25 protein-coding genes are annotated in these 24,537 nt (G+C 71.6%); 16 read left to right on the plus strand and 9 right to left on the minus strand.

Features of this window, described 5'->3' with window-relative positions; translation table 11 throughout:
- Positions 1–297, minus strand: coding sequence for an MTH1187 family thiamine-binding protein (locus F603_RS0105110; RefSeq protein ID WP_016907346.1), 297 nt, complete (start codon positions 295–297; stop codon positions 1–3).
- Positions 294–680 carry a DUF3817 domain-containing protein gene (locus F603_RS0105115; protein WP_019544942.1) on the minus strand — a complete coding sequence of 129 codons (387 nt, stop codon included), beginning with the start codon at positions 678–680 and terminating at the stop codon, positions 294–296. Before F603_RS0105115 ends, F603_RS0105110 begins: the two co-directional genes overlap by 4 nt.
- 88 nt (positions 681–768) lie before the next feature.
- Between F603_RS0105115 and F603_RS0105120 the strand changes: the two genes are divergently transcribed.
- The 4 genes from F603_RS0105120 to F603_RS0105135 all read left to right on the plus strand — a co-directional run bounded on the left by F603_RS0105120 (position 769) and on the right by F603_RS0105135 (position 3,378).
- A complete protein-coding gene (locus tag F603_RS0105120; RefSeq protein WP_019544943.1) occupies positions 769–1,407 on the plus strand; it encodes an AIM24 family protein in 639 nt (212 codons plus the stop codon).
- Entirely contained in the window at positions 1,407–2,057 is a 651-nt protein-coding gene (locus F603_RS0105125; RefSeq protein WP_019544944.1) for an AIM24 family protein, read from the plus strand. Before F603_RS0105120 ends, F603_RS0105125 begins: the two co-directional genes overlap by 1 nt.
- Positions 2,054–2,791: an AIM24 family protein gene (locus tag F603_RS0105130; protein ID WP_019544945.1), complete on the plus strand. Its 738-nt coding sequence runs from the start codon at positions 2,054–2,056 to the stop codon at positions 2,789–2,791. The genes F603_RS0105125 and F603_RS0105130 overlap by 4 nt, the downstream gene beginning before the upstream one ends.
- 110 nt (positions 2,792–2,901) lie before the next feature.
- Complete coding sequence (locus F603_RS0105135) at positions 2,902–3,378, plus strand: MarR family winged helix-turn-helix transcriptional regulator (RefSeq protein WP_019544946.1); 477 nt, start codon at positions 2,902–2,904, stop codon at positions 3,376–3,378.
- Positions 3,379–3,380: 2 nt separating this feature from the next.
- Here F603_RS0105135 and F603_RS0105140 read toward each other — a convergent pair whose 3' ends face one another.
- The 3 genes from F603_RS0105140 to F603_RS0105150 are packed head-to-tail and all read right to left on the minus strand — an operon-like array spanning position 3,381 to position 6,528.
- Complete coding sequence (locus tag F603_RS0105140) at positions 3,381–4,316, minus strand: LLM class flavin-dependent oxidoreductase (RefSeq protein ID WP_019544947.1); 936 nt, start codon at positions 4,314–4,316, stop codon at positions 3,381–3,383.
- A 60-nt stretch (positions 4,317–4,376) separates the two neighbouring features.
- Positions 4,377–5,864, minus strand: coding sequence for a sensor histidine kinase (locus F603_RS0105145; RefSeq protein ID WP_019544948.1), 1,488 nt, complete (start codon positions 5,862–5,864; stop codon positions 4,377–4,379).
- Positions 5,857–6,528 carry a response regulator transcription factor gene (locus F603_RS0105150; RefSeq protein ID WP_019544949.1) on the minus strand — a complete coding sequence of 224 codons (672 nt, stop codon included), beginning with the start codon at positions 6,526–6,528 and terminating at the stop codon, positions 5,857–5,859. Before F603_RS0105150 ends, F603_RS0105145 begins: the two co-directional genes overlap by 8 nt.
- A 115-nt stretch (positions 6,529–6,643) precedes the next feature.
- Here F603_RS0105150 and F603_RS0105155 point away from each other — a divergent pair, with 115 nt between their 5' ends.
- The gene (locus F603_RS0105155; RefSeq protein ID WP_019544950.1) at positions 6,644–7,324 is read left to right on the plus strand and encodes a PepSY domain-containing protein; all 681 of its coding nucleotides are present in this window, start codon (positions 6,644–6,646) and stop codon (positions 7,322–7,324) included.
- A 128-nt stretch (positions 7,325–7,452) separates the two neighbouring features.
- Here the strand turns inward: F603_RS0105155 and meaB are convergent, their stop codons facing one another.
- Positions 7,453–8,421, minus strand: coding sequence for a methylmalonyl Co-A mutase-associated GTPase MeaB (meaB, locus tag F603_RS0105160; RefSeq protein ID WP_019544951.1), 969 nt, complete (start codon positions 8,419–8,421; stop codon positions 7,453–7,455).
- A gap of 104 nt (positions 8,422–8,525) precedes the next feature.
- Positions 8,526–9,701: an acetyl-CoA C-acetyltransferase gene (locus tag F603_RS0105165; protein WP_019544952.1), complete on the minus strand. Its 1,176-nt coding sequence runs from the start codon at positions 9,699–9,701 to the stop codon at positions 8,526–8,528.
- A gap of 227 nt (positions 9,702–9,928) precedes the next feature.
- Here F603_RS0105165 and mce point away from each other — a divergent pair, with 227 nt between their 5' ends.
- From mce to F603_RS0105195, 6 genes are all read left to right on the plus strand, one after another.
- Positions 9,929–10,372, plus strand: coding sequence for a methylmalonyl-CoA epimerase (gene mce / locus F603_RS0105170; protein WP_019544953.1), 444 nt, complete (start codon positions 9,929–9,931; stop codon positions 10,370–10,372).
- Between the two features lie 270 nt (positions 10,373–10,642).
- Positions 10,643–14,248 carry a polarized growth protein Scy gene (scy, locus tag F603_RS0105175; RefSeq protein ID WP_019544954.1) on the plus strand — a complete coding sequence of 1,202 codons (3,606 nt, stop codon included), beginning with the start codon at positions 10,643–10,645 and terminating at the stop codon, positions 14,246–14,248.
- 124 nt (positions 14,249–14,372) lie between these two features.
- Positions 14,373–15,329 carry a coiled-coil domain-containing protein gene (locus F603_RS0105180; RefSeq protein ID WP_019544955.1) on the plus strand — a complete coding sequence of 319 codons (957 nt, stop codon included), beginning with the start codon at positions 14,373–14,375 and terminating at the stop codon, positions 15,327–15,329.
- Positions 15,330–15,520: 191 nt separating this feature from the next.
- The gene (locus tag F603_RS0105185; protein WP_019544956.1) at positions 15,521–16,504 is read left to right on the plus strand and encodes an ABC transporter ATP-binding protein; all 984 of its coding nucleotides are present in this window, start codon (positions 15,521–15,523) and stop codon (positions 16,502–16,504) included.
- A gap of 2 nt (positions 16,505–16,506) precedes the next feature.
- Positions 16,507–17,277: an ABC-2 transporter permease gene (locus tag F603_RS0105190; protein WP_019544957.1), complete on the plus strand. Its 771-nt coding sequence runs from the start codon at positions 16,507–16,509 to the stop codon at positions 17,275–17,277.
- A gap of 64 nt (positions 17,278–17,341) precedes the next feature.
- Positions 17,342–17,716, plus strand: coding sequence for a hypothetical protein (locus F603_RS0105195; RefSeq protein ID WP_019544958.1), 375 nt, complete (start codon positions 17,342–17,344; stop codon positions 17,714–17,716).
- 12 nt (positions 17,717–17,728) lie between these two features.
- Here F603_RS0105195 and F603_RS0105200 read toward each other — a convergent pair whose 3' ends face one another.
- A complete protein-coding gene (locus tag F603_RS0105200; RefSeq protein ID WP_026328162.1) occupies positions 17,729–18,052 on the minus strand; it encodes a hypothetical protein in 324 nt (107 codons plus the stop codon).
- A gap of 302 nt (positions 18,053–18,354) precedes the next feature.
- On the opposite strand from F603_RS0105200, the gene F603_RS0105205 reads away from it, so the two are divergent.
- Positions 18,355–19,380: an LLM class flavin-dependent oxidoreductase gene (locus F603_RS0105205; protein ID WP_026328163.1), complete on the plus strand. Its 1,026-nt coding sequence runs from the start codon at positions 18,355–18,357 to the stop codon at positions 19,378–19,380.
- A 158-nt stretch (positions 19,381–19,538) separates the two neighbouring features.
- Here the strand turns inward: F603_RS0105205 and F603_RS0105210 are convergent, their stop codons facing one another.
- Positions 19,539–19,931: an SCO5389 family protein gene (locus F603_RS0105210; RefSeq protein ID WP_019544961.1), complete on the minus strand. Its 393-nt coding sequence runs from the start codon at positions 19,929–19,931 to the stop codon at positions 19,539–19,541.
- Positions 19,932–20,292: 361 nt separating this feature from the next.
- Between F603_RS0105210 and nucS the strand changes: the two genes are divergently transcribed.
- The 4 genes from nucS (at position 20,293) to F603_RS0105230 (ending at position 24,529) form a co-directional block, all read left to right on the plus strand.
- On the plus strand, positions 20,293–20,952 hold the full coding sequence (gene nucS / locus F603_RS0105215; RefSeq protein WP_019544962.1) for an endonuclease NucS: 660 nt from the start codon (positions 20,293–20,295) through the stop codon (positions 20,950–20,952).
- 338 nt (positions 20,953–21,290) lie between these two features.
- Entirely contained in the window at positions 21,291–22,604 is a 1,314-nt protein-coding gene (locus tag F603_RS0105220; protein WP_019544963.1) for an ABC transporter substrate-binding protein, read from the plus strand.
- Positions 22,605–22,614: 10 nt separating this feature from the next.
- Entirely contained in the window at positions 22,615–23,628 is a 1,014-nt protein-coding gene (locus F603_RS0105225; RefSeq protein WP_019544964.1) for a carbohydrate ABC transporter permease, read from the plus strand.
- The gene (locus F603_RS0105230) at positions 23,621–24,529 is read left to right on the plus strand and encodes a carbohydrate ABC transporter permease (RefSeq protein WP_019544965.1); all 909 of its coding nucleotides are present in this window, start codon (positions 23,621–23,623) and stop codon (positions 24,527–24,529) included. The genes F603_RS0105225 and F603_RS0105230 overlap by 8 nt, the downstream gene beginning before the upstream one ends.
- Positions 24,530–24,537: the final 8 nt, after the last annotated feature.

The following is a 24,537-nucleotide window of genomic DNA, read 5'->3' on the forward strand; positions in this document are numbered from 1 at the left end:
TCAGCGCTCGCCGAGGAGGCGGTCCACCTTCTCGACCTTCTCGTCGAGGCCGTTGGTGACGCCCGGCCGGATGTCCGCCTTGAGCGTCACGGACACCCGCGGAGCACGGGCCTCGACGGCGGCCGTCGCCCTGCGGACCACGTCCATGCAGGCGTCCCAGTCGCCCTCGACGGAGGTGAACATCGCGTCGGTGCGGTGCGGGAGCCCGGATTCGCGGACGACGCGCACGGCGTCCGCGACGTACTCCCCCACGTCCTCACCGACGCCCAGCGGCGTGATGGAGAATGCGACGATCATGAGTCCACGCTACTGGGAACGCTCGTCTGCTCCTTGCGGGCGCGGGCGGCGATGACCCCGGCCTCCTCCTCCCGGCGCAGCATCCGGTCGGCGAAGAACCCGCCCGTCGGCAGGACGGAGAGGACGAAGTAGAGAGCCGCCTTGGGGAAGGGCCACTTGATCCGGTTCCAGGCATCCGCCCAGAAGAGGACGTAGAGGATGAAGAGGATTCCGTGGATCGCGCCCATCACGGGGACGGCGTTGAAGTCGGTGGTCCGCTTCAGGACGGAGCAGACCAGCAGGAGGAGGAACGAGACCGCCTCGGGAGCCGAGGTGAGGCGGAGTCGGCGGAGGGAGGAGACGGCCTTGGGCGGCAGCCCGCTCGGGGTTTCCAGTATGGCCACGGCTGGGTCCTTGTTTGTGAAGGGATGCACAAGCGCTTCCATTGTGGCAGCAGTCCCGGCGATCTCCGCCGCCGGGTAAGTTCGCGGCGTGACTGACTTCCGACTGCACGGCAGCAAGGTGCTCGCCGTCTCATTGGGCGGGGACGCCGTCAAGGCGAAGAACGGGTCGATGGTCGCGTACGAAGGACGGATGGCCTTCAAGAAGCTGACCGGAGGCGGGGAAGGGCTCCGCGGGATGGTGAGCCGCAGACTCACCGGGGAGCAGATGACGGTGATGGAGGTGAAGGGAGACGGGGTCTGCTACTTCGCCGACGAGGCGAGGGACATCAACCTGGTGCGGCTGAGCGGTGAGAAGCTGCACGTCGAGGCGAGCAACCTGCTCTGCACCGACTCGGGGCTGCGCACGGGCACCACCTTCACGGGGCTGCGGGGCGCCTCGCAGGGCAACGGTCTCTTCACGACGACGGTGGAGGGGACGGGCCAGGCGGCGCTGCTCTCGACCGGGCCCGCCGTGCTGCTGCGCGTTTCGCAGGGCGCACCGCTCCAGGTCGACCCGGGCGCGTACGTCGGGCACCAGGGCGAGTTGCGGCAGAGCTTCCAGTCGGGCGTCAACTTCCGCACCGTGATGGGCGAGGGGTCCGGCGAGTCCTTCCAGATCCGGTTCGAGGGAGAGGGCCTGGTGTACGTGCAGCCGAGCGAGCGCGCGACGGTCGGGGGCGATCTGTGATGCCGTTCAGGGAACTCAGCGCCAAGCTCGTGGAAGCGCAACTCGTCCCGGGGCAGCGGATGTTCAGCCAGCGGGGCGCGATGGTGGCGTACAAGGGGGAGGTCAGCTTCACGCCCAACATCCAGGGCGGGCAGGGCGGCTTCGGCTCCATGATCGGGCGGCGGGTCGCGAACGAAGCGACGCCGCTGATGACGGTCGAGGGCCGCGGCACGGTGATGTTCGGACACGGCGGGCACCACGTCGAGGTGATCGAGCTGGACGGGGACACCCTCTGCGTCGAGGCCGACCGGCTCCTCGCCTTCGACGGCAGCCTCCAGCAGGGGACGATGTTCCTCGGCAAGGACGGCGGCGTGATGGGCATGGTCCGCGGCCAGATGACGGGCCAGGGCCTCTTCACCACCACGCTCCAGGGCAAGGGCGGCGCCGCGGTGATGGCGCACGGCGGCATCATCCGGCTCCCGATCACACCGGATCACCCGGTCCACGTCGATCCGCAGGCATACGTCGCGCACCACGGCGACGTACGCAACCGGCTCTCCAGCGCGCTGAGTTGGCGGGACATGGTCGGGCGCGGCTCGGGCGAGGCGTTCCAGTTGGAGCTCTCGGGGGACGGCGCCGTTTTCGTGCAGGCAAGCGAGGAGAAGCTGTGAGGGACCAGGCAGAGCCGTTGGACTTCCGTACCCTTCCGGCGGACGACAACGTCAACGACTACACCTTCTGCGTCGCCCTCGACGGGCGGTGGTTCCTGCAGAAGGGCAAGATGATCGCCTACTACGGGCAGATCGAGTTCCACGGCGTAGGCCACGGCCCGCTCGACGCGCTGATCGCCTCCAGCTTCCACTCCCCGCTCCACGCGGCGGACTGGGTGGTCGCCGAGGGCAGCGGCAAGATGCTCCTCGCCGACCGCGCCTTCGACGTCAACTCCTACGACCTCACCGACGGCAACCTCACCGTGCGCTCGGGGAACCTGCTCGCCTTCGAGCCCTCGCTCTCGCTGAAGCAGTCGATCATCCCGGGCTTCCTGACGCTCGTGGGCACGGGGAAGTTCGTCGCCGCCTCCAACGGCGAGGTGCACTTCGTCGAGCCGCCGGTGCGGGTGGACCCGCAAGCCCTGGTGGGGTGGGCGGACTGCCCCTCGCCCTGCCACCACTACGACCACGCGTATCTGCGCGGATTCCTCGGCGGCGTACGGTCGTTGACGGGTATCGGCGGCGCCTCGGGCGAGGAGCACCAATTCGAGTTCACGGGTGAGGGGACGGTGCTCATCCAGTCGACGGAGACGATGCTCGCCGACCGCGAGACCGGCAACGTACCCGGTCAGGCAGGTGTGCCGGGCGGGCAGCAGGGGCAGGCAGGCCCCGGCTTCCAGCGGTCGTACGGCTGAGGACGCGGGGCCCGGGCGCGGCCGCTCGGGCCCCATCTCGCGCCTGCCACCGTCAACTCCGATGAACGCCGTGCACGCGGGTGTCGGCCCGGCTCGGTAAGGTCTCCGGCATGGAGACCGAGAACGGCACGGCCTGGCTGTCCGAAGAGGAGCAGCGGACCTGGCGCACCCATCTGGAGGTGAGCCGCCTGCTGACCTACCAACTCGAACGCGACCTCCAGCCGTTCGGGCTGACGATGAACGACTACGAGATCCTCGTCAACCTCTCGGAGTCCGAGGACCGCAGGATGCGCATGAGCGACCTCGCCGCGGCCACCCTCCAGTCGAAGAGCCGGCTCTCGCACCAGGTCACGCGGATGGAGAAGGCCGGCCTCGTGCACCGGGAGAGCTGCGAGTCGGACCGGCGGGGCCTCTTCGCCGTCCTCACCGAGGCGGGGTGGGAGACGATGCGCAAGGTCGCACCGCACCATGTCGAGTCCGTGCGGCGGCACTTCATCGACCTGCTGCCCGCCGAGCGGCTCGCCGCGCTCCGTGAGACGTTGGAGCCGGTCGCCGAGGAGCTGCGGGAGCGGCGCGGACGGGTGTGACCTCAACTCTTCTCGCTGCAGGGCTTGTTGAGGTGTGCCAGGAGCCGGTCGGCCGCGTCGAGGTGCTCCTCGCGCACGACGTAGCGGGTGATGCCCCAGCGCCGGGCGTGTGCCGCCGTCGCCGCAGCGATCTCGTCCACCGTACCGAGCCAGACGTACGGCGAGGCGAGGATCTCCGCCGCCGTGGCGCCGATTCGGTCGGCGAGGGCGTGCGCGGCGCGCTCGGCGTCGTCGGTCACCTCGGCGTGCTGCACGAGCGCCTCGCGCTCGGGCGGCGTCTCGCGTCGCGCGGACGCCTCCTCGATAAGCGCGACCTGCCGGTCGATCTGCGCGCCGCTCCAGCGCACCTCGTGGCTGTACCCGTCGGCGAGCGTGCGGCCGAGGCCGGTGAGCGCCACGATGTCGGCATGCTCCCCCGCCCAGCGCAGGAGCGCGGCGTTGCCGCCGCCGACGGCGAGGGGGATCGGGCGCCGCACCGGCTCCGGCACCGTCAGGCGCGCCCCGAACGCCTCCAACCCCGGTCCGTACGCAGTGACTTCGCCGCCGTCGAGCAGGGTGCGGCAGGCTTCGGCGACGGCGATGAGCCGGCGTACGCGCGCGGCGGCCCCCGGCCGCTCGCGGCCGAGCATCCGCCACTCGGCCGGGGTGTGCCCGGCGCCGAGGCCGAGGCGTGCGCGTCCGCCGGAGACGACGTCGAGCGTGGCCACGTCGGAGGCGAGGAGGAGCGGTTCGCGGACGCCGGCCTGCGCGACGTTGGTCCCGAGCGCGATCCGCTCCGTCACCGGAGCGGCGGCCGCGAGGGCGACGAAAGGGGAGGCGACGGCGCCCGGGTGGTCGGCGGCAAGGAGCGCCGCGTAGCCGGTGGCCTCGACGCGTCGGGCGAGGGCCGTCCAGGAGGCTGCGTCGTCGGGCTTCGCCTGTACGGAGAGGGTGGGCATGCTCGGAGCGTAGGGCGCACCGGGTGGCGCGGGGGCTGTTCCGCGGCGGGTGAACGGCCGCTAGCCGACGGGAGGTCGGCCGCCCTCGGCCGTCGGCACGCGGAGCACGAAGCTTGCCCCGCCCGCGGGGGACTGCCCCACCGTGAGCGTCCCGCCGTGCCGTTCGGCCACATCGCGCGCGATGGCGAGGCCGAGTCCTGCGCCGCCCTCGTCGCGGCTGCGTGCGTCGTCGAGGCGGACGAACCGCTCGAAGATCCGATGACGTTCGGCCTCCGGCACGCCGGGCCCGTCGTCCTCCACGGCGAGTTCGAGGCGGCCGGGGCTCTCGCGGCGCATGCGGACGCGCACCTCGCTCCGTGCGTGGCGCTCGGCGTTGTCGAGCAGGTTGCGCAGTACGCGTCCGAACTGGCCGCGGGAGCCAGCGACTTCGTCGGGAACGAGGGACTCGGCGCGGGGCGCCACGCGGTGGCCGGCACGCTGCGACAGCTCCTCGCGGACGAGTTCGGCCGGCGAGAACCGGCCGTGCTGCGGGCGCTCGCCCGCGTCGAGCCTGGCGAGGAGCAGGAGGTCGGCGGCGAGCTGCTGGAGGCGGACCGTGTCGGTCACCGCGCCCGGCAGGTCGAGGAGTTCGGGGTGTGCCTCCGCGACCTCCAACTGGGTGCGGAGGGAGGCGATGGGGCTGCGCAGCTCGTGCGAGGCGTCGGCGACGAAGCGGCGCTGGCGCTCCGTCGAGGTCTCCAGCGCGGCGAGGGTCTCGTTGGTGGTGTGCGCGAGGCGGGCGACCTCGTCGCGGGAGTCGGGGACGGGGACGCGACGTCCCAGGTCGGCGCTGGCGGTGATCGTCCCCATCTCCCTGCGGATGCCCTCGACGGGGCGCAGCGCACGCCGGACGACGAGCCACGTCACCCCGGCCACCACGACGAGCAGCACCGGCAGGCCCACGAGCATCGCGCGGGTGACGGTGGCGACGGCCTCCTCCTGGTCGCGGAGGGACGCGCCGGCGTAGACCGTCACCGGGGTGCCGTCCGCCGTCGTCGTGCGGACGGCGACGACGCTGAAGTCCTGCTCGCCCACGGCGTCTTCGGCGCGGGTCGGCTCGCCGTCGTCGTCGACGGGGAAGGTGACGGTCTCCTCCTCGCTCCCGCTGTCGGCGTCGGGTTCGGGGGAACGGTCGTCCTCGTCGTCGGGGTCGTCGTCCTCGTCGTCCTCGTCGTCGTCGGAATCCTGCGAGGCACGTTCGGGACGGTGGAAGTCGGCGAAGGGCGCCTCGCCCTCCAGGTGGTCCGAGGCGCCGAGGACCCTGCCGTCGGCGTCGACGACCTGTATCGGGTCGTCGTCGAGCGCGTCGAGGTCGTGCACGTCGCCGGTGGCCGCAGCGGAGGTCTGCGCGGCGACCTCGCGGGCCTGGGCCTCCGCGGCGAGTGCGGCATTGTCGGCGAGCCCGGAGCGGAGCACCGAGACCACGAGGAGCCCGACCGCGACGAGAGCGGCCGCGACGACGGCCGTCGCACCGAGCGCGGCGCGCAGCCGCACGGAGCCGCTACGCATCCGCGTCCCCTTCGGTGAGCCGGTACCCGGCGCCGCGCACCGTCGTGATCCAGTCGGCGCCGAGCTTCCGTCGCAGCGCGCTGACGTAGACCTCGACGATGTTCACGTCGCCCTGGTAGGCGAAGTCCCAGACGTGTTCCAGGATTTCGCCCTTCGAGACCACCTCCCCCGCCCGCATCGCGAGGTACTCGAGGACCGCGAACTCCTTCGCCGTCAGCTCCGGTTGACTTTCGCCCACCGTCACGCGCCGCCTGGCCGGGTCGAGCGTGAGGCGGCCGAGGCGGAGCAGGGCGTCGCCGCGGCCCCCGCGGCGGCGGAGGAGGGCGCGGATGCGGGCGAGGAGGACGACGTAGGAGAACGGCTTGGTCAGGTAGTCGTCGGCGCCGGTGTCGAGACCCTCCGCCTCGTCGTACTCGCCGTCCTTCGCCGTGAGCATGAGGATCGGCGTCTCGTCGCCGGACGCGCGGAGCTCGGCGCAGACGCGGTAGCCGTTGAGGCCGGGGAGCATCAGGTCGAGGACGACGAGGTCGTAGCCGCCCTCGCGCGCGAGGTGGAGTCCTTCCGTTCCGTCGTGTGCGAGGTCGACGGCGAAGCCCTCGGCGCGGAGCCCCTTGGCGAGGGACTGCGCGAGACGCCGTTCGTCCTCCACGATCAGCAGGCGCATCCGTACACCTTGCCAGAGCGCACCTGAAGCCATCTTCAGCTCGCTTCAGGTCCCCTTCAGCATCGCCGTCGCATGGTGGTCCCCTGACTCGGTCCGATCCCGACGGAGGGAAACCATGCAGCTCAAGCGATTCACCCGGCGCAACACCGTGCTCGCGGGCGTCGCGGCGGCCGTCCTGGTCGGCGGCGGCGCCTCGGCCGTCGCGTTCAGCGGCGGCTCGTCGGACGGTGGCTCCTCGGCACAGGCGACCGCGGGCTCGCAGCGCGCGCAGGCCGGCGAGTCCTCGCTCGACCGCGAGGACCGGGGCGACGTCCGGATCTCCGCGACCGGCGCCGTCGACCGCGTGCTGAAGGCGGTGCCGGGCAACGTCACCGAGCTGGAGCTCGACCACGACGACGGCCGGTACGTCTGGGAGGCCGACGTGCTCGGGAAGGGCGGCGGCTGGCACGAGGTGACGCTCGACGCCGACTCCGGCAAGCTCGTCGAGAACCACAAGGAGCGCGCGGACGACGCGGAGGAGCGCGCCGAGCACCGCGTGAAGGCTCAGCACACCTCCGCCGTCTTCGGCGGCGACCACGTCGACGCGCGGGACGCCCTCTCCACCGCCGCGAAGTACGGCACCGCGACCGAACTCGACCTGGAGCGCGTCGAGTCGGGCCGTAGCGGCGCCGTCTGGGAGGTCGAGACGGCCGACGGCTCGGGCGTGGAGCGGACGGTCCTGGTGGGCCTCGCCGACGGCAAGGTCAAGAGCGTCGAGACGAAGCAGAAGGCGGACCACGACGAGGACGACGACTGAGGCGTACGCCCCCGCGTTCCGCGGAAGCTCGCACACCACCGGCCCGGGCCAGGCGGCCCGGGCCGGTGCGCGATCCGGCGCGGCGCAAGTACGGCCGCACGCGGCGCACTTGAGGGAAGGGGCGCCCCTCAGCCCGCCTCGGTCAGCTCGGTGAGGAGCTCGTCCGCCGCCCCGTAGGGGTCGAGGGTGCCGTCGAGGACGCGTCCGGCGAGGGCGTCCAGCCGTGCGCCGCCGCGCAGTTCGCCGATCCGCTCGCGGAGGGCCGTCACCGCGATCGTCTCGATCTCGCGGGCGGCCCGGCGTGCGCGGCGCTCGGCGAGCACCCCGTGCTCCTCCATCCAGCCGCGGTGCTTCTCGACGGCCGCCACCACTTCGTCGACGCCCACGCCCTCGGCGGCAATGGTCTTCACCACCGGCTGCCGCCAGTCCCCGGGGGCGCGCGCCTCGCCGAGGCCGAGCATGTGGTTGAGCTCCCGCGCCGTCGCGTCGGCGCCTTCCCTGTCCGCCTTGTTGACGACGAAGACGTCGCCGATCTCCAGGATGCCGGCCTTCGCCGCCTGGATGCCGTCGCCCATACCGGGTGCGAGGAGCACGACGGCGGTGTCGGCCTGCGCCGCGATGTCCACCTCCGACTGCCCGACGCCGACGGTCTCCACGAGCACCACGTCGCAGCCGGCCGCGTCGAGCACCCGGATTGCCTGCGGCGCGGACCAGGAGAGGCCGCCGAGGTGGCCGCGGGTCGCCATGGAGCGGATGTAGACGCCGGAGTCGGAGGCGTGCTCGCTCATGCGGACGCGGTCGCCGAGGAGGGCGCCGCCGGAGAAGGGCGAGGAGGGGTCTATCGCGAGGACGCCCACCCTCCTGCCGGTCCGCCGGTAGGCGCTGACCAGCGCGGAGGTCGAGGTCGACTTCCCCACACCGGGCGCCCCCGTGACGCCTACGACCTGCGCCCCGCCGCAGTGCGGCGCCAACTCGGCCATCACCTCGCGCAGTTCGGGCGCCGCCCCCTCGACGAGGGAGATCAGCCTCGCCACTGCGCGCGGCCTCCCCTCGCGCGCCTGGGCGACGAGACCGGGTACGTCCACTCGGGCCGCCATCGCTGCTCCGCTCCTTGTAAGTACGTCTGGATACGCCGGAGTGCACCGGCGGAAACAAGCGCGGGAGGCGCGCGCCTCCCGCGCCGACTAGCCGGCCGCGCCCGTCACTTGCCCGGCACGCGCAGCAGCAACGCATCGCCCTGCCCGCCGCCACCGCAGAGCGCGGCTGCGCCGGTGCCGCCGCCGCGCCGCCTCAGCTCCAGCGCGAGGTGGAGGGCGATGCGCGCCCCGGACATCCCGATCGGGTGACCCAGGGCAATGGCGCCTCCGTTGACGTTCACCTTTTCGGTGCCGACACCGAGGTCCTTCGTCGACTGCACGGCGACGGCCGCGAACGCCTCGTTGATCTCGATCAGATCGAGGTCCCCGACGGAGAGCCCGTCCTTCTTCAGGGCGTGCTGCACGGCGTTGGACGGCTGCGACTGGAGCGAGTTGTCGGGCCCCGCGACGTTGCCGTGCGCGCCGATCTCGGCGATCCACTCGAGGCCGAGCTCCTCCGCCTTCGCCCGGCTCATCACGACGACCGCCGCGGCGCCGTCGGAGATCTGCGAGGAGGAACCAGCCGTGATCGTGCCGTCCTTGGCGAAGGCCGGACGCAGCTTGCCGAGGGATTCCTCCGTGGTCTCCGCGCGAATCCCCTCGTCCTGCGAGAAGACGACCGGGTCGCCCTTGCGCTGCGGGATCTCCACCGGCGTGATCTCCGCCTCGAAGAGACCGCCCTGCTGCGCCGCGGCGGCCCGCTGGTGGGAGGCGGCGGCGACGGCGTCCTGTTCGGCCCGGCCGATGCCGAGCCGGGTGTTGTGCTTCTCGGTCGACTCGCCCATGGCGACGTTCTCGAAGGAGTCGGTGAGCCCGTCGTGCGCCATCGAGTCGAGCACCTCGAGGGAGCCGTACTTGTACCCCGCGCGCGACTTCGGCAGCAGGTGCGGCGCATTGGTCATCGACTCCTGGCCGCCCGCCACGACGACGTCGAACTCGCCCGCGCGCACGAGCTGGTCGGCGAGGGCGATCGCGTCGAGCCCGGAGAGGCAGACCTTGTTGACGGTGAGCGCGGGGACGTTCATCGGGATGCCGGCGTGCACGGCGGCCTGCCGCGCCGGGATCTGGCCCGCACCGGCCGTGAGGACCTGACCCATGATCACGTACTCGACCTGGTCGCCGCCGATGCCGGCCCTGTCGAGCGCCGCCTTGATCGCGAAACCGCCCAACTCGGAGCCGGAGAAGGGCTTCAGGGACCCGAGCAGCCGCCCCATGGGGGTGCGAGCGCCGGCGACGATCACTGAGGTGGTACGGGAGGTGCGAGTCATGGTGTTCCCTTCCGGCCGGGAAGTGAAGTCGGGGCGCGGCCGGATGCCCGGCCGCCTCCGGCCCGGCCCACACGGTTCCGAGCACGCGCCCGCACGAGGGTTGGCGCCAATGTACTGAGCAGTATGCTTCCCGGTCACCCCGCGTACGGTGTGACCGTGCGCACGTTGCGTAACCACGGCGCAAGCGCTGCACTGTCCCCATGCTGACGCGTATCGACCACATCGGGATCGCCTGCTTCGACGTCGAGGAGACCGCCGGGTTCTACACCCGCACCTACGGCTTCGAGGTCGCCCACACCGAGGTCAACGAGGAGCAGGGGGTCAGGGAGGCCATGCTCAGGGTCAACGGCACCGACGACGGCGGCGCCACCTGGCTCCAGCTGCTGGAGCCGGTACGGGAGGACTCGGCCGTCGGGAAGTGGCTCGCCAAGAACGGCGAGGGCGTCCACCACATCGCCTTCGGCACCGCCGACGTCGACGCGGACTCCGAGGAGATCAGCGAGAAGGGCGTCCGCGTCCTCTACGACGAGCCGAGGCGCGGCTCGATGGATTCCCGTATCACTTTCCTCCACCCCAAGGACTGCCACGGCGTTCTCACCGAACTCGTCACCGCTGCAGGGGCGTCGAGCCGGGCGGACCACTGACGTCCGCTTCTCGGCCCGGTAGAGTGACACTTCGGCCGGGGCGGACTCGCTGCGCTTGCGGTGGGGTCCCCGGCTGGGGGCTCGGTCCACGTTCCGCCGACGATCTGACACCATTTCCGGGAGGACCTCCTCCACCGGACGGGACAGCGCCCGAGGGCACTGCCGCTCCGCCCGGACGGGCCCGGTACCACCGGGCCGGCAAGCGGAGGGGGTTCGACCGAGATGCCCGGATCACCTCCACGACGACCAGGGGACGGATGGGACCGCGCAGTGCGGGGCTACGACCGCTACGAGGCTGACGACCAGCTCTCGCAGTTCGAGGCCGAGATGGATCGGCTGAAGAAGGAACGCGAGAAGGCCGTCGACCACGCCGACGACCTCGGCTACCAGGTCGAAGTGCTGCGTGCCAAGTTGCACGAGGCGCGCCGCACCCTTGCCACGCGCCCGGCGAGCTACGACAACCTCGCGCAGCAGGCGGAGCAGATGCTCCGCAACGCCCAGCTCCAGGCCGACCAGATGCGCGGGGACGCTGAGCGCGAACTCCGCGACGTACGCGCACAGAACCAGCGGGTGCGCCAGGAGCAGGCGGAGCAGCAGGCACGCCTCCAGTCCGAGCTGCACGCCGAGGCCGTACGCCGCCGTCAGCAACTCGACCAGGAGCTCGCCGAGCGCCGCACCACCGTCGAGAACCACGTCAACGAGAACGTCGCCTGGGCCGAGCAGCTCCGCACCCGCACCGAGCAGCAGGCCCGGCGCCTCATGGAGGAGACCCGCACCGAGGCCGAACGCACCCTCGCGCAGGCGCGCGCGGAGGCGCAGCGCCTCGCCGACGAGTCGCGCAGCCGCGTCGGCGCCGAGTCCGAGGAGGCGCGCACCGAGGCGGACGCCATACTCCGCCGGGCACGCGCCGAGGCCGAGCGCCTGGTCAACGCGGCCTCCGCGCAGGCGCAGGAGGCCAGCGAACACGCGGAGCAGGTCCGCGCCACCAGCGCGCAGGAGGCCGAGACCGGCCGGCGGGAGGCCGCCGAGCTCCAGCGCGCCGCGGAGGAGCGGATGCGGAAGGCCGAGGAGGAGGCGCAGCAGCTCCGCGAGGAGGCCGAGCGCCTGCGCACCGAGGCCGAGGAGACGGCGGAGAAGCGCCTCGCGGACGCCGAGTCGGAGAACGAGCAGCGCACCCGCACCGCGAAGGCCGAGGTCGCCCGCCTCGTCGGTGAGGGGACGAAGGAGGCCGAGGCGCTCAAGTCCGAGGCCGAGCAGCTCAAGGAAGAGGCGAAGGCCGAGGCGGAGCGGCTCGTCGCGGAGGCGAAGGAGCAGGCCCGCACGACGACGGCCGAGGAGTCGGCGAACCAGCTCGCCGAGGCGGCACGCACTGCGGACGAGGTCCTCACCAAGGCGGCCGAGGAGGCGAAGGCGACCACCAAGGCCGCGGCGGAAGAGGCCGAACGGCTCCGCAAGGAAGCCGAGGAGGAGGCCGACCGCCTCCGCTCCGAGGCACACGACACCGCGGAAGAGCTCAAGGGCTCGGCGCAGAACGACACCAAGGAGTACCGCGCCAAGACCGTCGCCCTCCAGGAGGAGGCGCGGATGCTGCGGAGCGAGGCCGAGCAACTGCGCACCAGGGCGGTCGAAGAGGGCGAGCGCATCCGCAGCGAGGCCCGCAGGGAGGCCGTCCAGCAGATCGAGGAGGCGGCGACCCGCGCCGAGGAGCTCCTCGCCAAGGCGAAGGCCGACGCGGAGGAGACGCGCACCGACGCGACGAGCGAGAGCGAACGCGTCCGCACCGAGGCGATCGAGCGCGCCACCTCGCTCCGCAACCAGGCCGACGAGGCGCTGGAGCGGGCGCGGACCGAGTCGGAGGAGCTGCGCACCCAGGCCGAGCAGCAGGCCGAGGAGACCCGGGCCGAGGCGGACGACGCCGCGCGCCGCGTCCGCGAGGAGGCGGAGGAGGCGGCCTCGGAGCGCAGGGCGGAGATGGCCGCGGAGGCCGAGCGGCTGCGTGCCGAAGGAGAGCGCCAGGTCGCGGAGGCCGAAGAGGCGCTCGCCGATGCACGGGCCGAGGCCGAGCGGCTCCGTGAAGAGGCGAAGGGCGAGGCCGAACGGCTCCGCAGCGAGGCGGCCGAGCGCGCCCGCACCGTGCAGCAGCAGGCCGAGGAGGAGGCCGAACGGCTCCGCGAGGAGGCCGCGTCGGAGGCTTCGCAGAGCAGGGCCGAGGGCGAGGCGTACGCGGTGCAGCTACGTACCGAGGCCGAGGCGGAGGGCGAGCGCCTCCGCGCCGAGGCGCAGGAGACCGCGGACCGGGTGCGGGCCGAGGCGGACGCGGCGGCCGAGCGGCGCGGCACCGAGGCGGCCGAGGTCCTCGCCGCCGCCCGCGAGGAGGCGGCGAGGCTGCGCGCCGAGGCGGACGAACTCCTCGCCACCGCACGGGAGGAGGCGCACCAGGAGCGCACCTCGGCGCGGGAGCAGTCCGAGGAGCTGCTGGCGCAGGCCCGGACGCGGGTCGAGGAGGCGCAGGCCGAGGCGGAGCGCACGGTGGCGGACGCGGAGCGGCGCTCGGCCGAACTCGTCGCGGCGGCCGAGGAGACGGCGCAGCAGGTCCGCGACTCCGTCGCCGGCCTCCACGAGGAGGCGGAGGCGCAGATCGCCGAGGCACGCGCCGCGGCGGAGGCCGAGGCCCGCACCCTGCGCTCCGAGGCCGAGCAGGCGGCCGAGACGCTGCGCAGGGAGGCGAACGAGGAGTCGGAGACGGCCAAGTCCCTCGCGGAGACGACGGTTTCGGAGGCGTCGGCCGAGTCCGACCGCCTCCGCGCCGAGGCGGAGCAGGCGCTCGACGACGCCCGCACGGAGGCATCGCGCAAGCGCAGCGAGGCGGCGGAGCAGGCGGACGAACTCGTCACCCGCGCGCAGGAGGAGGCACGCGCCGCACAGGCCGCCGCCGAGGAGCAGGCCGACTCGATGGTCACCGCGGCGCGTACGGAGGCCGAACGGCTCGTCGCCGAGGCGCGGACCGAGGGCCGCGAGGCCGTGGAGAAGGCCAGGTCCGACGCGAACACGATGCTGGAGGAGGCGCGGAACGACGCCAACGCCATAAGGACCCGCGCCGAAGAGCTGCGCTCCCGGATCGAGGGCGAGGTCGAGGAGCTCCACGAGCGTGCGCGCCGGGAGTCGGCGGAGGCGATGCAGTCGGCGGGCGAGCGGTGCGACAAGCTCGTCAAGGCCGCGGAGGAGCAACTCTCCGAGGCGCGCGAGGAGTCGGAGCGTCTGGTGTCGGAGGCCGAGGCGGAGGCGGGCAAGGTGCGCATCGCCGCCGTGAAGAAGGCCGAGGGGCTCCTCAAGGAGGCCGAGCAGCGCAAGTCGGAGACGGTCCGCGAGGCGGAGAAGCTGAAGTCGGACACCGAACGCGAGGCGGAGCAGCTCAAGGCCGACGCGGAGGCGGAGGCGGAGCGGATCGTCGCGGCGGGGCAGAAGGACCTCGACGTACTGGAGCGCCGCCAGGAGGACATCAACGCCGAAATCAGCCGCGTTCAGGAGGTGTTGGACGCACTCGGCTCCTTCGAGGCGCCCGGCTCCGGCGGCTCGGCGGGCAAGGGCGACCCGGGCGGCAAGGGCGACTCGGGCGAGGCCGACGAGGGGCCCGCGGGCGGTTCGTCGAGCGGTCCGTCGAAGGGCCCGTCCGGCGGGTCGAACGGAAACGGGGGCAAGGGCTCGGGGAGCGGCGGGAGTTCGGGCTCCTCGGGTGGCGGTTCGAAGTCGGGCAACGGCTCGGGAGCGCGCGGTGACGGCAGGCCGGATCCACGTACCGGCACGGCAAAAGGCGGTGTGAAAGCGGGTGTTGGACCAGGCGCACCACGTTCGGGCGGCAAGGGTTCGAGGGGCTAGCCACTCGAACGAGCGCACATTTTCCAGATCAAACGGGCATCAGCTCGATGACACGCCGCTATGCCCCCTAGGATTCACCTATCACTCCCCCGTCTGATAACCCGTCTGAATCGACAGGAACCCCATGAGCGACACCTCATCCTCCCCCTTCGGCTTCGAGCTCGTGCGGCGTGGCTACGACCGCGGACAGGTTGACGACCGCATCACCAAGCTCGTCGCCGACCGTGACAGCGCCCTCGCCCGCATCACCTCCCTTGAGAAGCGGATCGAGGAGCTCCACCTCGAAACCCAGAACGCCCAGCAGCAGGTCAACGACTCCGAGCCCTCGTACGCCGGCCTCGGCGCCCGCGTCGAGAAGATCCTGCGCCTCGCCGAGGAGGAGGCGAAGGACCTCCGCGAGGAGGCGCGCAGGGCGGCCGAACAGCACCGCGAGCTCGCCGAAGGCGCCGCCCAACAGGTGCGCAACGACGCCGAGTCGTACGCCGCCGACCGCAAGCAGAAGGCGGAAGAAGAGGGCGCCCAGATCGTCGAGAAGGCGCAGGGCGAGGCGAACCACCTGCGCACCGAGGCGGAGAAGGACGCGCAGTCCAAGCGCGAGGAGGCCGACTCCCTCTTCGAGGACACCCGCGCCAAGGCCGCCCAGGCCGCCGCCGACTTCGAGACCAACCTCGCCAAGCGTCGCGAGCAGTCCGAGCGCGACCTCGCCTCGCGTCAGGCGAAGGCGGAGAAGCGCCTCGCGGAGATCGAGCACCGGGCGGAGCAACTCCGCCTGGAGGCCGAGAAGTTGAAGTCGGACGCCGAGCGCCGCGCCCGTCAGACCGTCGAGACGGCGCAGCGCCAGGCCGAGGACATCGTCACCGACGCCAAGGCGAAGGCGGACCGCGTCCGCAGCGAGTCGGAGCGCGAGCTGGCCGCCCTCACCAACCGCAGGGACAGCATCAACGCCCAGCTCACCAACGTCCGCGAGATGCTGGCGACGCTCACGGGCGCCGCGGTCGCCGCGGCCGGCCAGCCCGGCGCCGAGGAAGGCGCGGAGGAGGACGAGCAGCAGGCGGGCGTCCCGGCGCAGCAGTCCCGCTGACCGCCGCGCGGCTCCGCCGAGCATCGAGCGCCGTCCCCCCCACGTACGGCCCCGCCCCTGCGCGGCCCGGTCCACCCGGGCCCGCAGGGGCGGGCGCGTGTCCGCGCCCTGCGGGGACCCGCTCGGGCGGCGTCCTCCGTACGCAGAGCGCCGAGTCGCGGCCGGCCGCGGCCCGACGTAGCGTCGCCCACATGATCGAGCTGCTGGGGCTCACCAAGCACTACGGCGAGAAGAAGGCCGTCGAAGACCTCACGTTCACCGTCCGCCCTGGGAAGGTCACCGGCTTCCTCGGGCCGAACGGCGCGGGCAAGTCCACGACGATGCGGATGATGCTCGGCCTCGACAAGCCGACGGCGGGCGACGTCCGCATCGACGGCATGCACTACCGCGACCTGAAGGAACCGCTCAGCTACATCGGGGCGCTCCTGGAGGCGAAGTCGCTCCACCCCGGGCGTACCGCGTACCACCACCTGCTCTGCCTGGCGCAGTCGAACGGGCTGCCCGAGCGGCGGATCGACGAGGCACTGGAGATGGTGGGTCTCTCCGCGGTGGCGCGCAAGCGACCGCGGTCCTTCTCTCTCGGCATGGGCCAGCGGCTCGGGATCGCCGCCGCCATGCTCGGCGACCCCCGCATCCTGATGTTCGACGAGCCGGTCAACGGGCTCGACCCGGAGGGCATCCGGTGGATCAGGAACCTGATGAAGCACCTGGCCGACGAGGGGCGCACCGTCTTCGTCTCCAGCCACCTGATGAGCGAAATGGCCCTCACCGCCGACCACCTGGTGGTGATCGGCCGCGGAAGGCTGATGGCCGACACCGAGATGTCGGACTTCATCAGCAGCAACTCCCGTACGTACGTGCGCATTCGCACCCCGGAGCCCGAGCGCATGCGTGATCTGCTCACCTCGAACGGGCTGACGTACGTCGCGGCGGAGGACGGTTCGCTGGAAGTCGAGGGCGACGAGACGGCGCGGATCGGCGACCTCGCCGCGCAGTGGCGCCTCCCCCTGCACGAACTCAGCCCGCAGCGCGCCTCCTTGGAGGACGCCTTCATGCGGCTCACCGCCGAGACCGTCGAGTACCACGCACACTCGGGCGACCAGCCGGAGACCGAGCAGGAGCCCGCCGAGCGCTGGGGGCGCGGCTTCCCCGGTCGCGGCGGCGAGGGGAGCTGACGATGCGCCATGCGACGAGGGTCCTCCGCTCGGAGTGGACCAAGCTGCGGTCGGTCCGCGCCACTCGCTGGACGCTGATCGCCGCGGTACTGATCACCGCCGGGCTCTCCGCGCTGATCTGCGTCTTCACCAGGGCCGACTTCGACAACATGTCCCGGCGGTCGCAGGCGACGTTCGACGCCACGTATGTGAGCTTCACCGGCATGGGCATCGGGCAGCTCGCGATGATGGCCTTCGGGGTGCTGGTCGTCTCGGCGGAGTACAGCACGGGCATGATCCGCAGCTCGCTCTCGGCCGTGCCGCAGCGCGGGCTCTTCCTCGTCTGCAAGGTGGCGGTGGCGACGGGGCTCGTTTTCGTCGTCGGACAGATCACCGGCTTCGGCACCTTCTATCTCGGCCAGTGGCTGCTCGGGTCGCACAGCGTCGGTATCACCGAGCCCGGTGTGCTGCGTGCCGTGGTCGGCGCCGGTCTCTACATGACGCTCATCGGGCTCTTCGCGATGGGCTTGACGTTCGTGCTGCGCAGCCCCGTCGTCTCGTTCATCGTGCTGATGCCCTTCTTCTTCATCGTCTCCGGCATCCTCAGCTCGGTGGGCGCGACGCAGAAGATCGCGCACTACCTCCCCGACCAGGCGGGCACGACGATCATGGCCGTCGTGCCGCAGACGCTCGACCGCCCCTACGGGCCCTGGGGCGGCTTGCTGATCATGGTGGGGTGGACGGCCGCCGCGCTCGTCGCCGGCTACTTCGTGCTCCGCGAGCGGGACGCCTGACTGTGCGCCTCCTCGGCGGTGGCGGGGGCAGCGGCCGTCGACGCCTCGCTTCCGCGAAGGTTCGGTGAGCGGTGCCGACGCCACGCCGGGGAGCGAGTGGCTCGGCGCGACGGTCGGTGCGGGTCCCTGCGTCGCGCTGCTCGGCCTGCTCGCGCTGGGCGTCGGCGCACTGCTGCGGCGCTCGGCCGGCGCCGTCGCGACGATGCTGGGCGCCGTCCTGCTGCCCATGGTCGTCTCGGTCTTCATGAGCACGGAGGCGTTGCAACCGGTCCGCGAGAAGCTCATCGAGTACGCGCCGCTCAACGGCCTCACCTCGCTCAACCGCATCCCCACGGACGGGAGCGACGGCACCGGCCGGCCTCAACTCGGCCTGCTCGCCGTGGTCACCTGCGCCGTGCTCGCGGGCGCTCACGCACTGCTGATGAAGCGCGACGCCTGAGCGGAACCGGGGTCACATCCAGCGCTGCGCCCCGCCCGGTCTGCGCATCCGGGCGCTGCGGCGCTCGCGTGCGCCCCAGCAGGCGCCGTGCCAGTGGCGCCTGTCGTCGACGCTGCCCTCCCGCTGCCAGGCGACGACGTGCGGGACGCCCGGCGGGATCTCCTGATCGCATCCGGGGCAGCGGTAGTGCTTCGCCGCTGCGCCTCCGCTTATCCGCCGGACGACCCACTCCTCGCCGCGCCATTCCTCGGTGTGCTCCAGGCCGTATCTGTCCTGCTCCTCCCGCGCCGAGCTGGCCTTGGGCGCGCCTCGGGGGCGGTTGCGTCGCGGGGACACGGCGGGCACCTCGTTGTGGGTCGCGGGCGGTCGGTCGGCGCGCGCCCTGCCGTCGCACCGCTCGGCGAGGAGGGGCGGGCGCTGGGGCCGCACCGGGCGGCCGGCCCGTCCACCAGGTTACGCACCCATATACCGGAAGCGCCTACTCCGCCTGTGCGGAGCGTCCCGTGGAGGCAAGCACCCAGCGGCGGTGTTCTTCCGAAAAGCTGAGCAGTGCGCGTGCCTTTGGCACGTGTCAGGCGTTAGTGCCTGGAGGGGATGGACTTCGCAGAGAGTCCTGGAGACCAAGGAGGTGGCAGCACATGCGAGTTGGGGCGTTCGTGCTGGGCGCGCAGTTCCCCGGGCAGCGGCAGGAGGAGGCGCTGGCCGGAGCGGTGCGGGCAGCCGAAGTCGCGGAGGAGGCGGGGCTCGACGACGTCTGGTTGGCGGAGCACCACTTCGTGCCGTACGGGGTCTGCCCCTCGGCAGTGACCCTCGCCGCGCTGCTGCTCGGGCGCACCAGGCGCATCGGCGTCGGCACGGCGGTCTCCGTGCTCCCCAACACGCACCCCGTCGCACTCGGCGAGCAAACGGCCCTCCTCCACCTGACCTCGGGCGGACGGTTCACGCTCGGCGTCGGGCGCGGCGGCCCCTGGGTCGACCTGGAGGTCTTCGGCGGCGGACTCCCCGCGTACGAACGGGATTTCCCCGAGGCACTCGACGTCCTCCTGCGCTGGCTGCGCCGACCGACCGTGGAGGGCACGGGGCCGCGCTACCGCTTCCGTGAGGTCCCCGTCGTGCCGCGTGCTCCCGACCAAGGGGACGACGCCAGGGTCGTGGTCGCCTGCACCTCACCGGGCACGGTGCGGACGGCCGCACAGCAGGCGCTGCCGATGCTGCTCGGTATGCACTGCGACGACGAGGAGAAGGCGGAGATGACCGCGCTCTGGCGCCGCGAGGCGACGGCCGCCGGGCACCCGCGCGAGCGCGTGGAGTTGGCCGAATCCCGCCACGTCTCGGCGGGCGTCGCGCAGGTCGGTGACTCCGTCGAGGAGGCGACCGACACACTCGCCCGGGCCCTCCCCGGGTGGCTGCGCGAAGGTCTGGGCGCGCACCGCACCGTCGACGGCCGCGCACGCCCGATGCGCGATCCCCTCGGCTACACGGAGCACCTCTGCGGAATCCACGCCGTGGGCACACCGAAACACTGCGCCGAGCGCCTGGCGACGACGGCCGAGCGCACGGGCATCAGGCGGTTCGCGCTGCTCGTCGAGGGCGCGGGCGACCCCGCGCTGACCGAGGCGAACGTCGAGCGCCTCGGCTGCGAGGTGCTGCCGCTCCTGCGGTAGGGGAACGCACCCTGACGGTACGGGCGTTGGGCCCGCGACCGCCGGAACGGCAGCCGGACCAGGAGGTTCCCGCCCCGCGGGGAACCACTCCCGACCCTGTCCGACCGCGTCCGCCGGCACGGAGCCGGGGGGCGCGGCCGGATCATCCTGGCGGACGCTCAGCAGTCACGCAGCTCCGGGGACTGGTTGAGCACCTGCCCGCGGACGGAGGTGAAGCGCGCCAGCCTGTCGTCCACCGCCGAGTCGAGCGGGAAGACCGCCACCCGGTGGCAGTTCTGGAAGGCGAGACGTACACCGAAGTGCCGCTCCAGCGCGCCACGGATCGCGTTGCTGGCGAGAGCGCGCAGCAACTGGCCGCGCGCCTGCTCGTCCGGCGGAGGGGTCTGGTTGTCGGCGAACTCTCCGCCGTCCACTTTCAGTTGAGCGACCAGCGAGCTGACCATCTCCCAGGCGTACGGGAGAGAGGTGCGGACGCAGTCGACGAAAGCCGCTTCATCCACCTCACCGCGCTCGGCCTGTTCAAGAAGCGCAGGTGGAACATCGAGCGACATGGCTTCTCCTCTCACAGCCCCGGCCCCCGGGCCGGGTCTCTTAGGGATACGGCCCCCGACCGGCCGCGGCGGAGCTACAGGCGGGTCGGGACGCCCCCGTGCCGGGGAGCAATGGGGGCTGGACCGGAGGACACACCGCACCGCGTAGTCACGCAACCCCGTACGGCAACGTCCCCGCTGCTTACCGTAGGACGCGCAGAGATGACGCACCATGCGAATGGGAATACTCGCGCCATTACCGAACGCACCCTTCCAAGAACGTCGCGCACCGCACCGCGCCCACGCGCCGCTCCTCCGGAGCCCTCGCCGGCCGAGAGGGCGGATCGCGCGCCGAGGGGGAGTTCGAGTAGCGTTGCCGACCATGCGTCTCGTCATCGCCCGCTGCTCCGTCGACTATGCGGGGAGGCTCACCGCCCATCTGCCCTCGGCCCCGCGGCTGATCCTGGTAAAGGCCGACGGCTCGGTCTCCGTGCACGCGGACGACCGTGCGTACAAGCCGCTCAACTGGATGTCCCCGCCGTGCACCCTCAAGGAGGCCGAGGACCGCTGGACGGTGGAGAACAAGGCGGGCGAGAAGCTGGTGATCACCATGGAGGAGGTGCTCCACGACTCCTCCCACGAACTCGGCGTCGACCCGGGTCTGGTCAAGGACGGCGTAGAGGCGCACCTCCAGAAGCTCCTCGCGGACCGGATGGAGACCCTGGGCGAGGGGTGGACCCTCGTCCGGCGCGAGTACCCCACGGCCATCGGCCCCGTGGACATCCTGGGACGGGACGCGGAGGGCGCCACGGTCGCCGTCGAGATCAAGCGCCGCGGGGAGATCGACGGCGTCGAACAGCTCACCCGCTACCTGGAGTTGCTCAACAGGGACCCGCATCTTGCGCCCGTCCGCGGTGTCTTCGCCGCGCAGGAGATCAAGCCGCAGGCCCGCGTACTCGCCACCGACCGCGGCATCGACTGCGCCGTCCTCGACTACGAGGCGCTCCGCGGCATCGACGACGACAAGCTCCGCCTCTTCTGACGCACCCGCGCCCGCGTCCCGCTCCTGGACCCCCAAGCAGCCTTCGGCTGCCCGCAGTCGACCGGTGAGCGACACCCGGCGGGGAGGCTGCCGTCGGAGAGCGCTCTCATTGTTACCTCTCCGAGTCCGGGAACGCTCCCACGCCCCGCGCCGCAGGTCACCGGCGCGCACTCCGTCGACTCCCCTGCTCGCAGGGCGAGTTGGGCGGCCTGACGGCCCGTCGGCCCATGTCCCACCTCTTGACGCGCTCTTCTCTCAATAATTAACTCACTGCGCGAATTAAGGGTGTTCCGCCTTCAGTTACTTAAGTGAGCTTCCCCTGAGAGGGGCAGACGACCATGAGCAGAAGCAGCAGGAGCCGCGGGCGCCTCGCCGCCGCAGCCGCCCTCACCACGGCGCTCACCGCCACCGCGTGCGGCGGCGGGACCACCACGGACGGCAGCAGCAACGACGACCCGAAGACGCTCACCTACTGGGCGAGCAACCAGGGCCCCAGCGTCGAGGCCGACAAGAAGATCCTCACCCCCGAGTTGAAGAAGTTCGAGAAGAAGACCGGGATCAAGGTCAAGCTGGAGGTGATCCCCTGGGACAGCCTCCTCGACCGCATCCTCGCGGCCACCTCCTCGGGTCAGGGCCCCGACGTGCTCAACATCGGCAACACCTGGTCGTCCTCGCTCCAGTCCAGCGGCGGGCTCCTCCCCTGGAACAAGGAGAACTTCGAGAAGATCGGCGGCCGGGACCGCTTCGAGCCGAGCGCGGTCGCCGCCGCCGGCGCCAAGGGCGAGCCCCCGTCCGCCGTCCCGCTCTACTCGCTCTCCTACGCCCTCTACTACAACAAGGAGATGTTCGAGAAGGCCGGGATCGACGGCCCTCCGAAGACCTGGAAGGAGTTCGACGCCACGGCGAAGAAGCTCACCTCGGACGGCCGTTACGGCGTGGCGGTCGAGGGCGGGAACCCGGTGGAGAACGCCCACCACGCCTTCATCTTCGCCAAGCAGCACGGCGCCGACTTCTTCGACGCCGAGGGCAACCCCACCTTCGACAAGCCCGGCAACGTCAAGGGCGTCAAGCAGTACATCGACCTCCTCGCGAACGACAAGGTCGCGGCCCCCGGCAACGCCGAGTACGCGCAGAACCAGACGATCAAGGACGTCGCCACCGGCAAGGCGGCCATGATGCTCTGGCAGGCCGCGGGCAGCACCCTGAAGCCGCTGGGGATGAAGGAGGACGAGTACGGCGTCGCGCCGATCCCCGTGCAGGAGGGGCAGCAGGACGCCGTCAACTCGATGGTCGCGGGCATCAACATCGCCGTCTTCGAGAACACCGACAACCACGACGGTGCCATGGAGTTCGTGAAGTTCATGACGTCCGACGCCGAGCAGAAGATCCTCAACGAGACCTACGGCTCGATACCGCCGGTGAAGCCCGCACAGCAGGACGCCGCCTTCGGAAAGCACGAGCAGAAGGTACTCCGCGAGGTGTTGTCGAACTCCTCGGCCCCGCTTCCGCAGGTGCCCAACGAGTCGCAGTTCGAGACGCTCGTCGGGACGGCGATGAAGGAGCTCTTCGCCGACGCCGCGGCCGGTCGCACCGTGACCGAGGGAGCGGTGAAGCAGCGGCTCACCAAGGCCCAGCAGCAGATGCAGAAGTGAGCCGAAGGCGATGACAGCCACCGAGACACCGAGCAGCGCCGCACCGTCGGCACCGGGCGGCGGGGAGCGCGGCGGGCCGCCGGCCCGGCGCGGCCTCCGGCGGTTCCTCTCCGCGCGGATACGCCGCGGCGGCCTGCCCTACCTGCTGCTGCTCCCCGCCCTCGTCCTCGAACTCCTCATCCACCTGGTGCCGATAGCCGTCGGCGTGGTGATGAGCTTCCGGGAGCTGACCAACGAGTACCTGCGGCACTGGGGCGACGCACCCTGGCGCGGGCTCGACAACTTCCGCGTCGCCGTGGACTTCGACGGGTCCGTGGGCGCGGCGCTCCTCAAGTCCTTCGGCGTCACCTGCGCGTTCACCATCCTCGCCGTCGGGCTCGCCTGGGTGCTGGGGGCGGGCGCCTCGATCCTCATGCAGGACGCCTTCCGGGGGCGCGGTGTGCTGCGTGCGCTCTTCCTCACCCCGTACGCGCTCCCCGTCTACGCCGCCGTCATCACCTGGTCGTTCATGCTCCAGCGGGACAACGGCCTCGTGAACCACGTGTTCCACGAGCAGTTGGGGCTCACGGACGAGCCCTCGTTCTGGCTCATCGGCGGAAACAGTTTCCTCTCGCTCGTCGTCGTCTCCGTCTGGCGTACCTGGCCCTTCGCCTTCCTGATCATCACGGCCGCGCTCCAGAACATCCCACGCGACCTCTACGAGGCGGCGGCGATCGACGGCGCCGGGATCTGGCAGCAGATCAGGAAGATCACGCTTCCCTCGCTCCGCCCCGTCAACCAAGTGCTGCTGCTCGTCCTCTTCCTGTGGACGTTCAACGACTTCAACGTGCCGTTCATGCTCTTCGGTAAGGCGGCCCCGGAGGCGGCGAACCTCATCTCCCTCTACATCTACAAATCGTCCTTCCTCACCTGGGACTTCGGCACCGGCGCCGCCATGTCCGTACTCCTGGTGCTGTTCCTGCTGCTGGTGACGGCGGGCTACCTGCTCGCGACGTCCCGCAAGAAGAGGGGTGCCGATGTCTAGCGCGACCGAGGGCGCCACCGAAGCGCGACGGCGCACGCCCGCGCCTGCCCGGCGCTCCCCCAACGCACCGCCCGCGTCGTTCCTCTGGACGCGGCGCATCCTGCTCACCTTCCTCGCCGTCTTCTCCGCGGTGCCGATCTACGTCATGATCAGCTCCTCGCTGAAGCCGCTGCAGGACGTCACGGGCAAGTTCCGGTGGATTCCGAGCGGTCTGACGATCCGCCCCTACATCGACATCTGGCAGACGGTCCCGCTGGCGAAGTACTTCATGAACTCGCTGATCGTCTCGCTCGCCGCCACCGCCTGCTCCGTGGTCGTCGCGGTCTTCGCCGCGTACGCGGTGAGCCGGTACCGGTTCCGCGGCAAACGGCTCTTCACCGTCACCGTCCTCTCCACGCAGATGTTCCCCGGCATCCTCTTCCTGCTGCCGCTCTTCGTCCTCTTCGTCAACATCGGCAACGCGACGGGGATCGCGCTCTACGGGTCGCGCGGCGGACTCATCCTCACGTACATGACGTTCACGCTGCCGTTCTCGATCTGGATGCTCGTGGGCTACCTCGACTCCATCCCGCGCGACCTCGACGAGGCCGCGCTCGTCGACGGCTGCGGGGCGGTCGGTGCGCTCTTCCGGGTCGTCGTCCCGGCGGCCGTGCCGGGGATCGTCGCCGTCGCCGTCTACTCGTTCATGACCGCGTGGGGCGAGGTGCTCTTCGCCTCCATGATGACCAACGACGTCACCCGCACGCTCTCCATCGGCCTCCAGGGCTACGCCACGCAGACCCAGGTCTACTGGAACCAGGTGATGGCCGCCTCGCTCGTGGTGAGCGTGCCCGTGGTCGCCGGTTTCCTGCTCCTCCAGCGGTACCTCGTCGCCGGGCTCACCGCCGGCGCCGTCAAGTGACCCCTCAG

This window comes from Streptomyces sulphureus DSM 40104, assembly GCF_000381025.1.
Classification (GTDB): Bacteria; Actinomycetota; Actinomycetes; order Streptomycetales; family Streptomycetaceae; genus Streptomyces; species Streptomyces sulphureus.

Coding starts and splice junctions, on each gene's coding strand:
- F603_RS0105110 (WP_016907346.1), bottom strand. CDS start 297: ATGATCGTCGCATTCTCCATCACGCCGCTGGGCGTCGGTGAGGACGTG.
- F603_RS0105125 (WP_019544944.1), top strand. CDS start 1,407: ATGCCGTTCAGGGAACTCAGCGCCAAGCTCGTGGAAGCGCAACTCGTC.
- F603_RS0105135 (WP_019544946.1), top strand. CDS start 2,902: ATGGAGACCGAGAACGGCACGGCCTGGCTGTCCGAAGAGGAGCAGCGG.
- F603_RS0105140 (WP_019544947.1), bottom strand. CDS start 4,316: ATGCCCACCCTCTCCGTACAGGCGAAGCCCGACGACGCAGCCTCCTGG.
- F603_RS0105145 (WP_019544948.1), bottom strand. CDS start 5,864: ATGCGTAGCGGCTCCGTGCGGCTGCGCGCCGCGCTCGGTGCGACGGCC.
- F603_RS0105150 (WP_019544949.1), bottom strand. CDS start 6,528: ATGCGCCTGCTGATCGTGGAGGACGAACGGCGTCTCGCGCAGTCCCTC.
- F603_RS0105155 (WP_019544950.1), top strand. CDS start 6,644: ATGCAGCTCAAGCGATTCACCCGGCGCAACACCGTGCTCGCGGGCGTC.
- meaB (WP_019544951.1), bottom strand. CDS start 8,421: ATGGCGGCCCGAGTGGACGTACCCGGTCTCGTCGCCCAGGCGCGCGAG.
- mce (WP_019544953.1), top strand. CDS start 9,929: ATGCTGACGCGTATCGACCACATCGGGATCGCCTGCTTCGACGTCGAG.
- F603_RS0105180 (WP_019544955.1), top strand. CDS start 14,373: ATGAGCGACACCTCATCCTCCCCCTTCGGCTTCGAGCTCGTGCGGCGT.
- F603_RS0105185 (WP_019544956.1), top strand. CDS start 15,521: ATGATCGAGCTGCTGGGGCTCACCAAGCACTACGGCGAGAAGAAGGCC.
- F603_RS0105190 (WP_019544957.1), top strand. CDS start 16,507: ATGCGCCATGCGACGAGGGTCCTCCGCTCGGAGTGGACCAAGCTGCGG.
- F603_RS0105205 (WP_026328163.1), top strand. CDS start 18,355: ATGCGAGTTGGGGCGTTCGTGCTGGGCGCGCAGTTCCCCGGGCAGCGG.
- F603_RS0105210 (WP_019544961.1), bottom strand. CDS start 19,931: ATGTCGCTCGATGTTCCACCTGCGCTTCTTGAACAGGCCGAGCGCGGT.
- nucS (WP_019544962.1), top strand. CDS start 20,293: ATGCGTCTCGTCATCGCCCGCTGCTCCGTCGACTATGCGGGGAGGCTC.
- F603_RS0105220 (WP_019544963.1), top strand. CDS start 21,291: ATGAGCAGAAGCAGCAGGAGCCGCGGGCGCCTCGCCGCCGCAGCCGCC.
- F603_RS0105225 (WP_019544964.1), top strand. CDS start 22,615: ATGACAGCCACCGAGACACCGAGCAGCGCCGCACCGTCGGCACCGGGC.
- F603_RS0105230 (WP_019544965.1), top strand. CDS start 23,621: ATGTCTAGCGCGACCGAGGGCGCCACCGAAGCGCGACGGCGCACGCCC.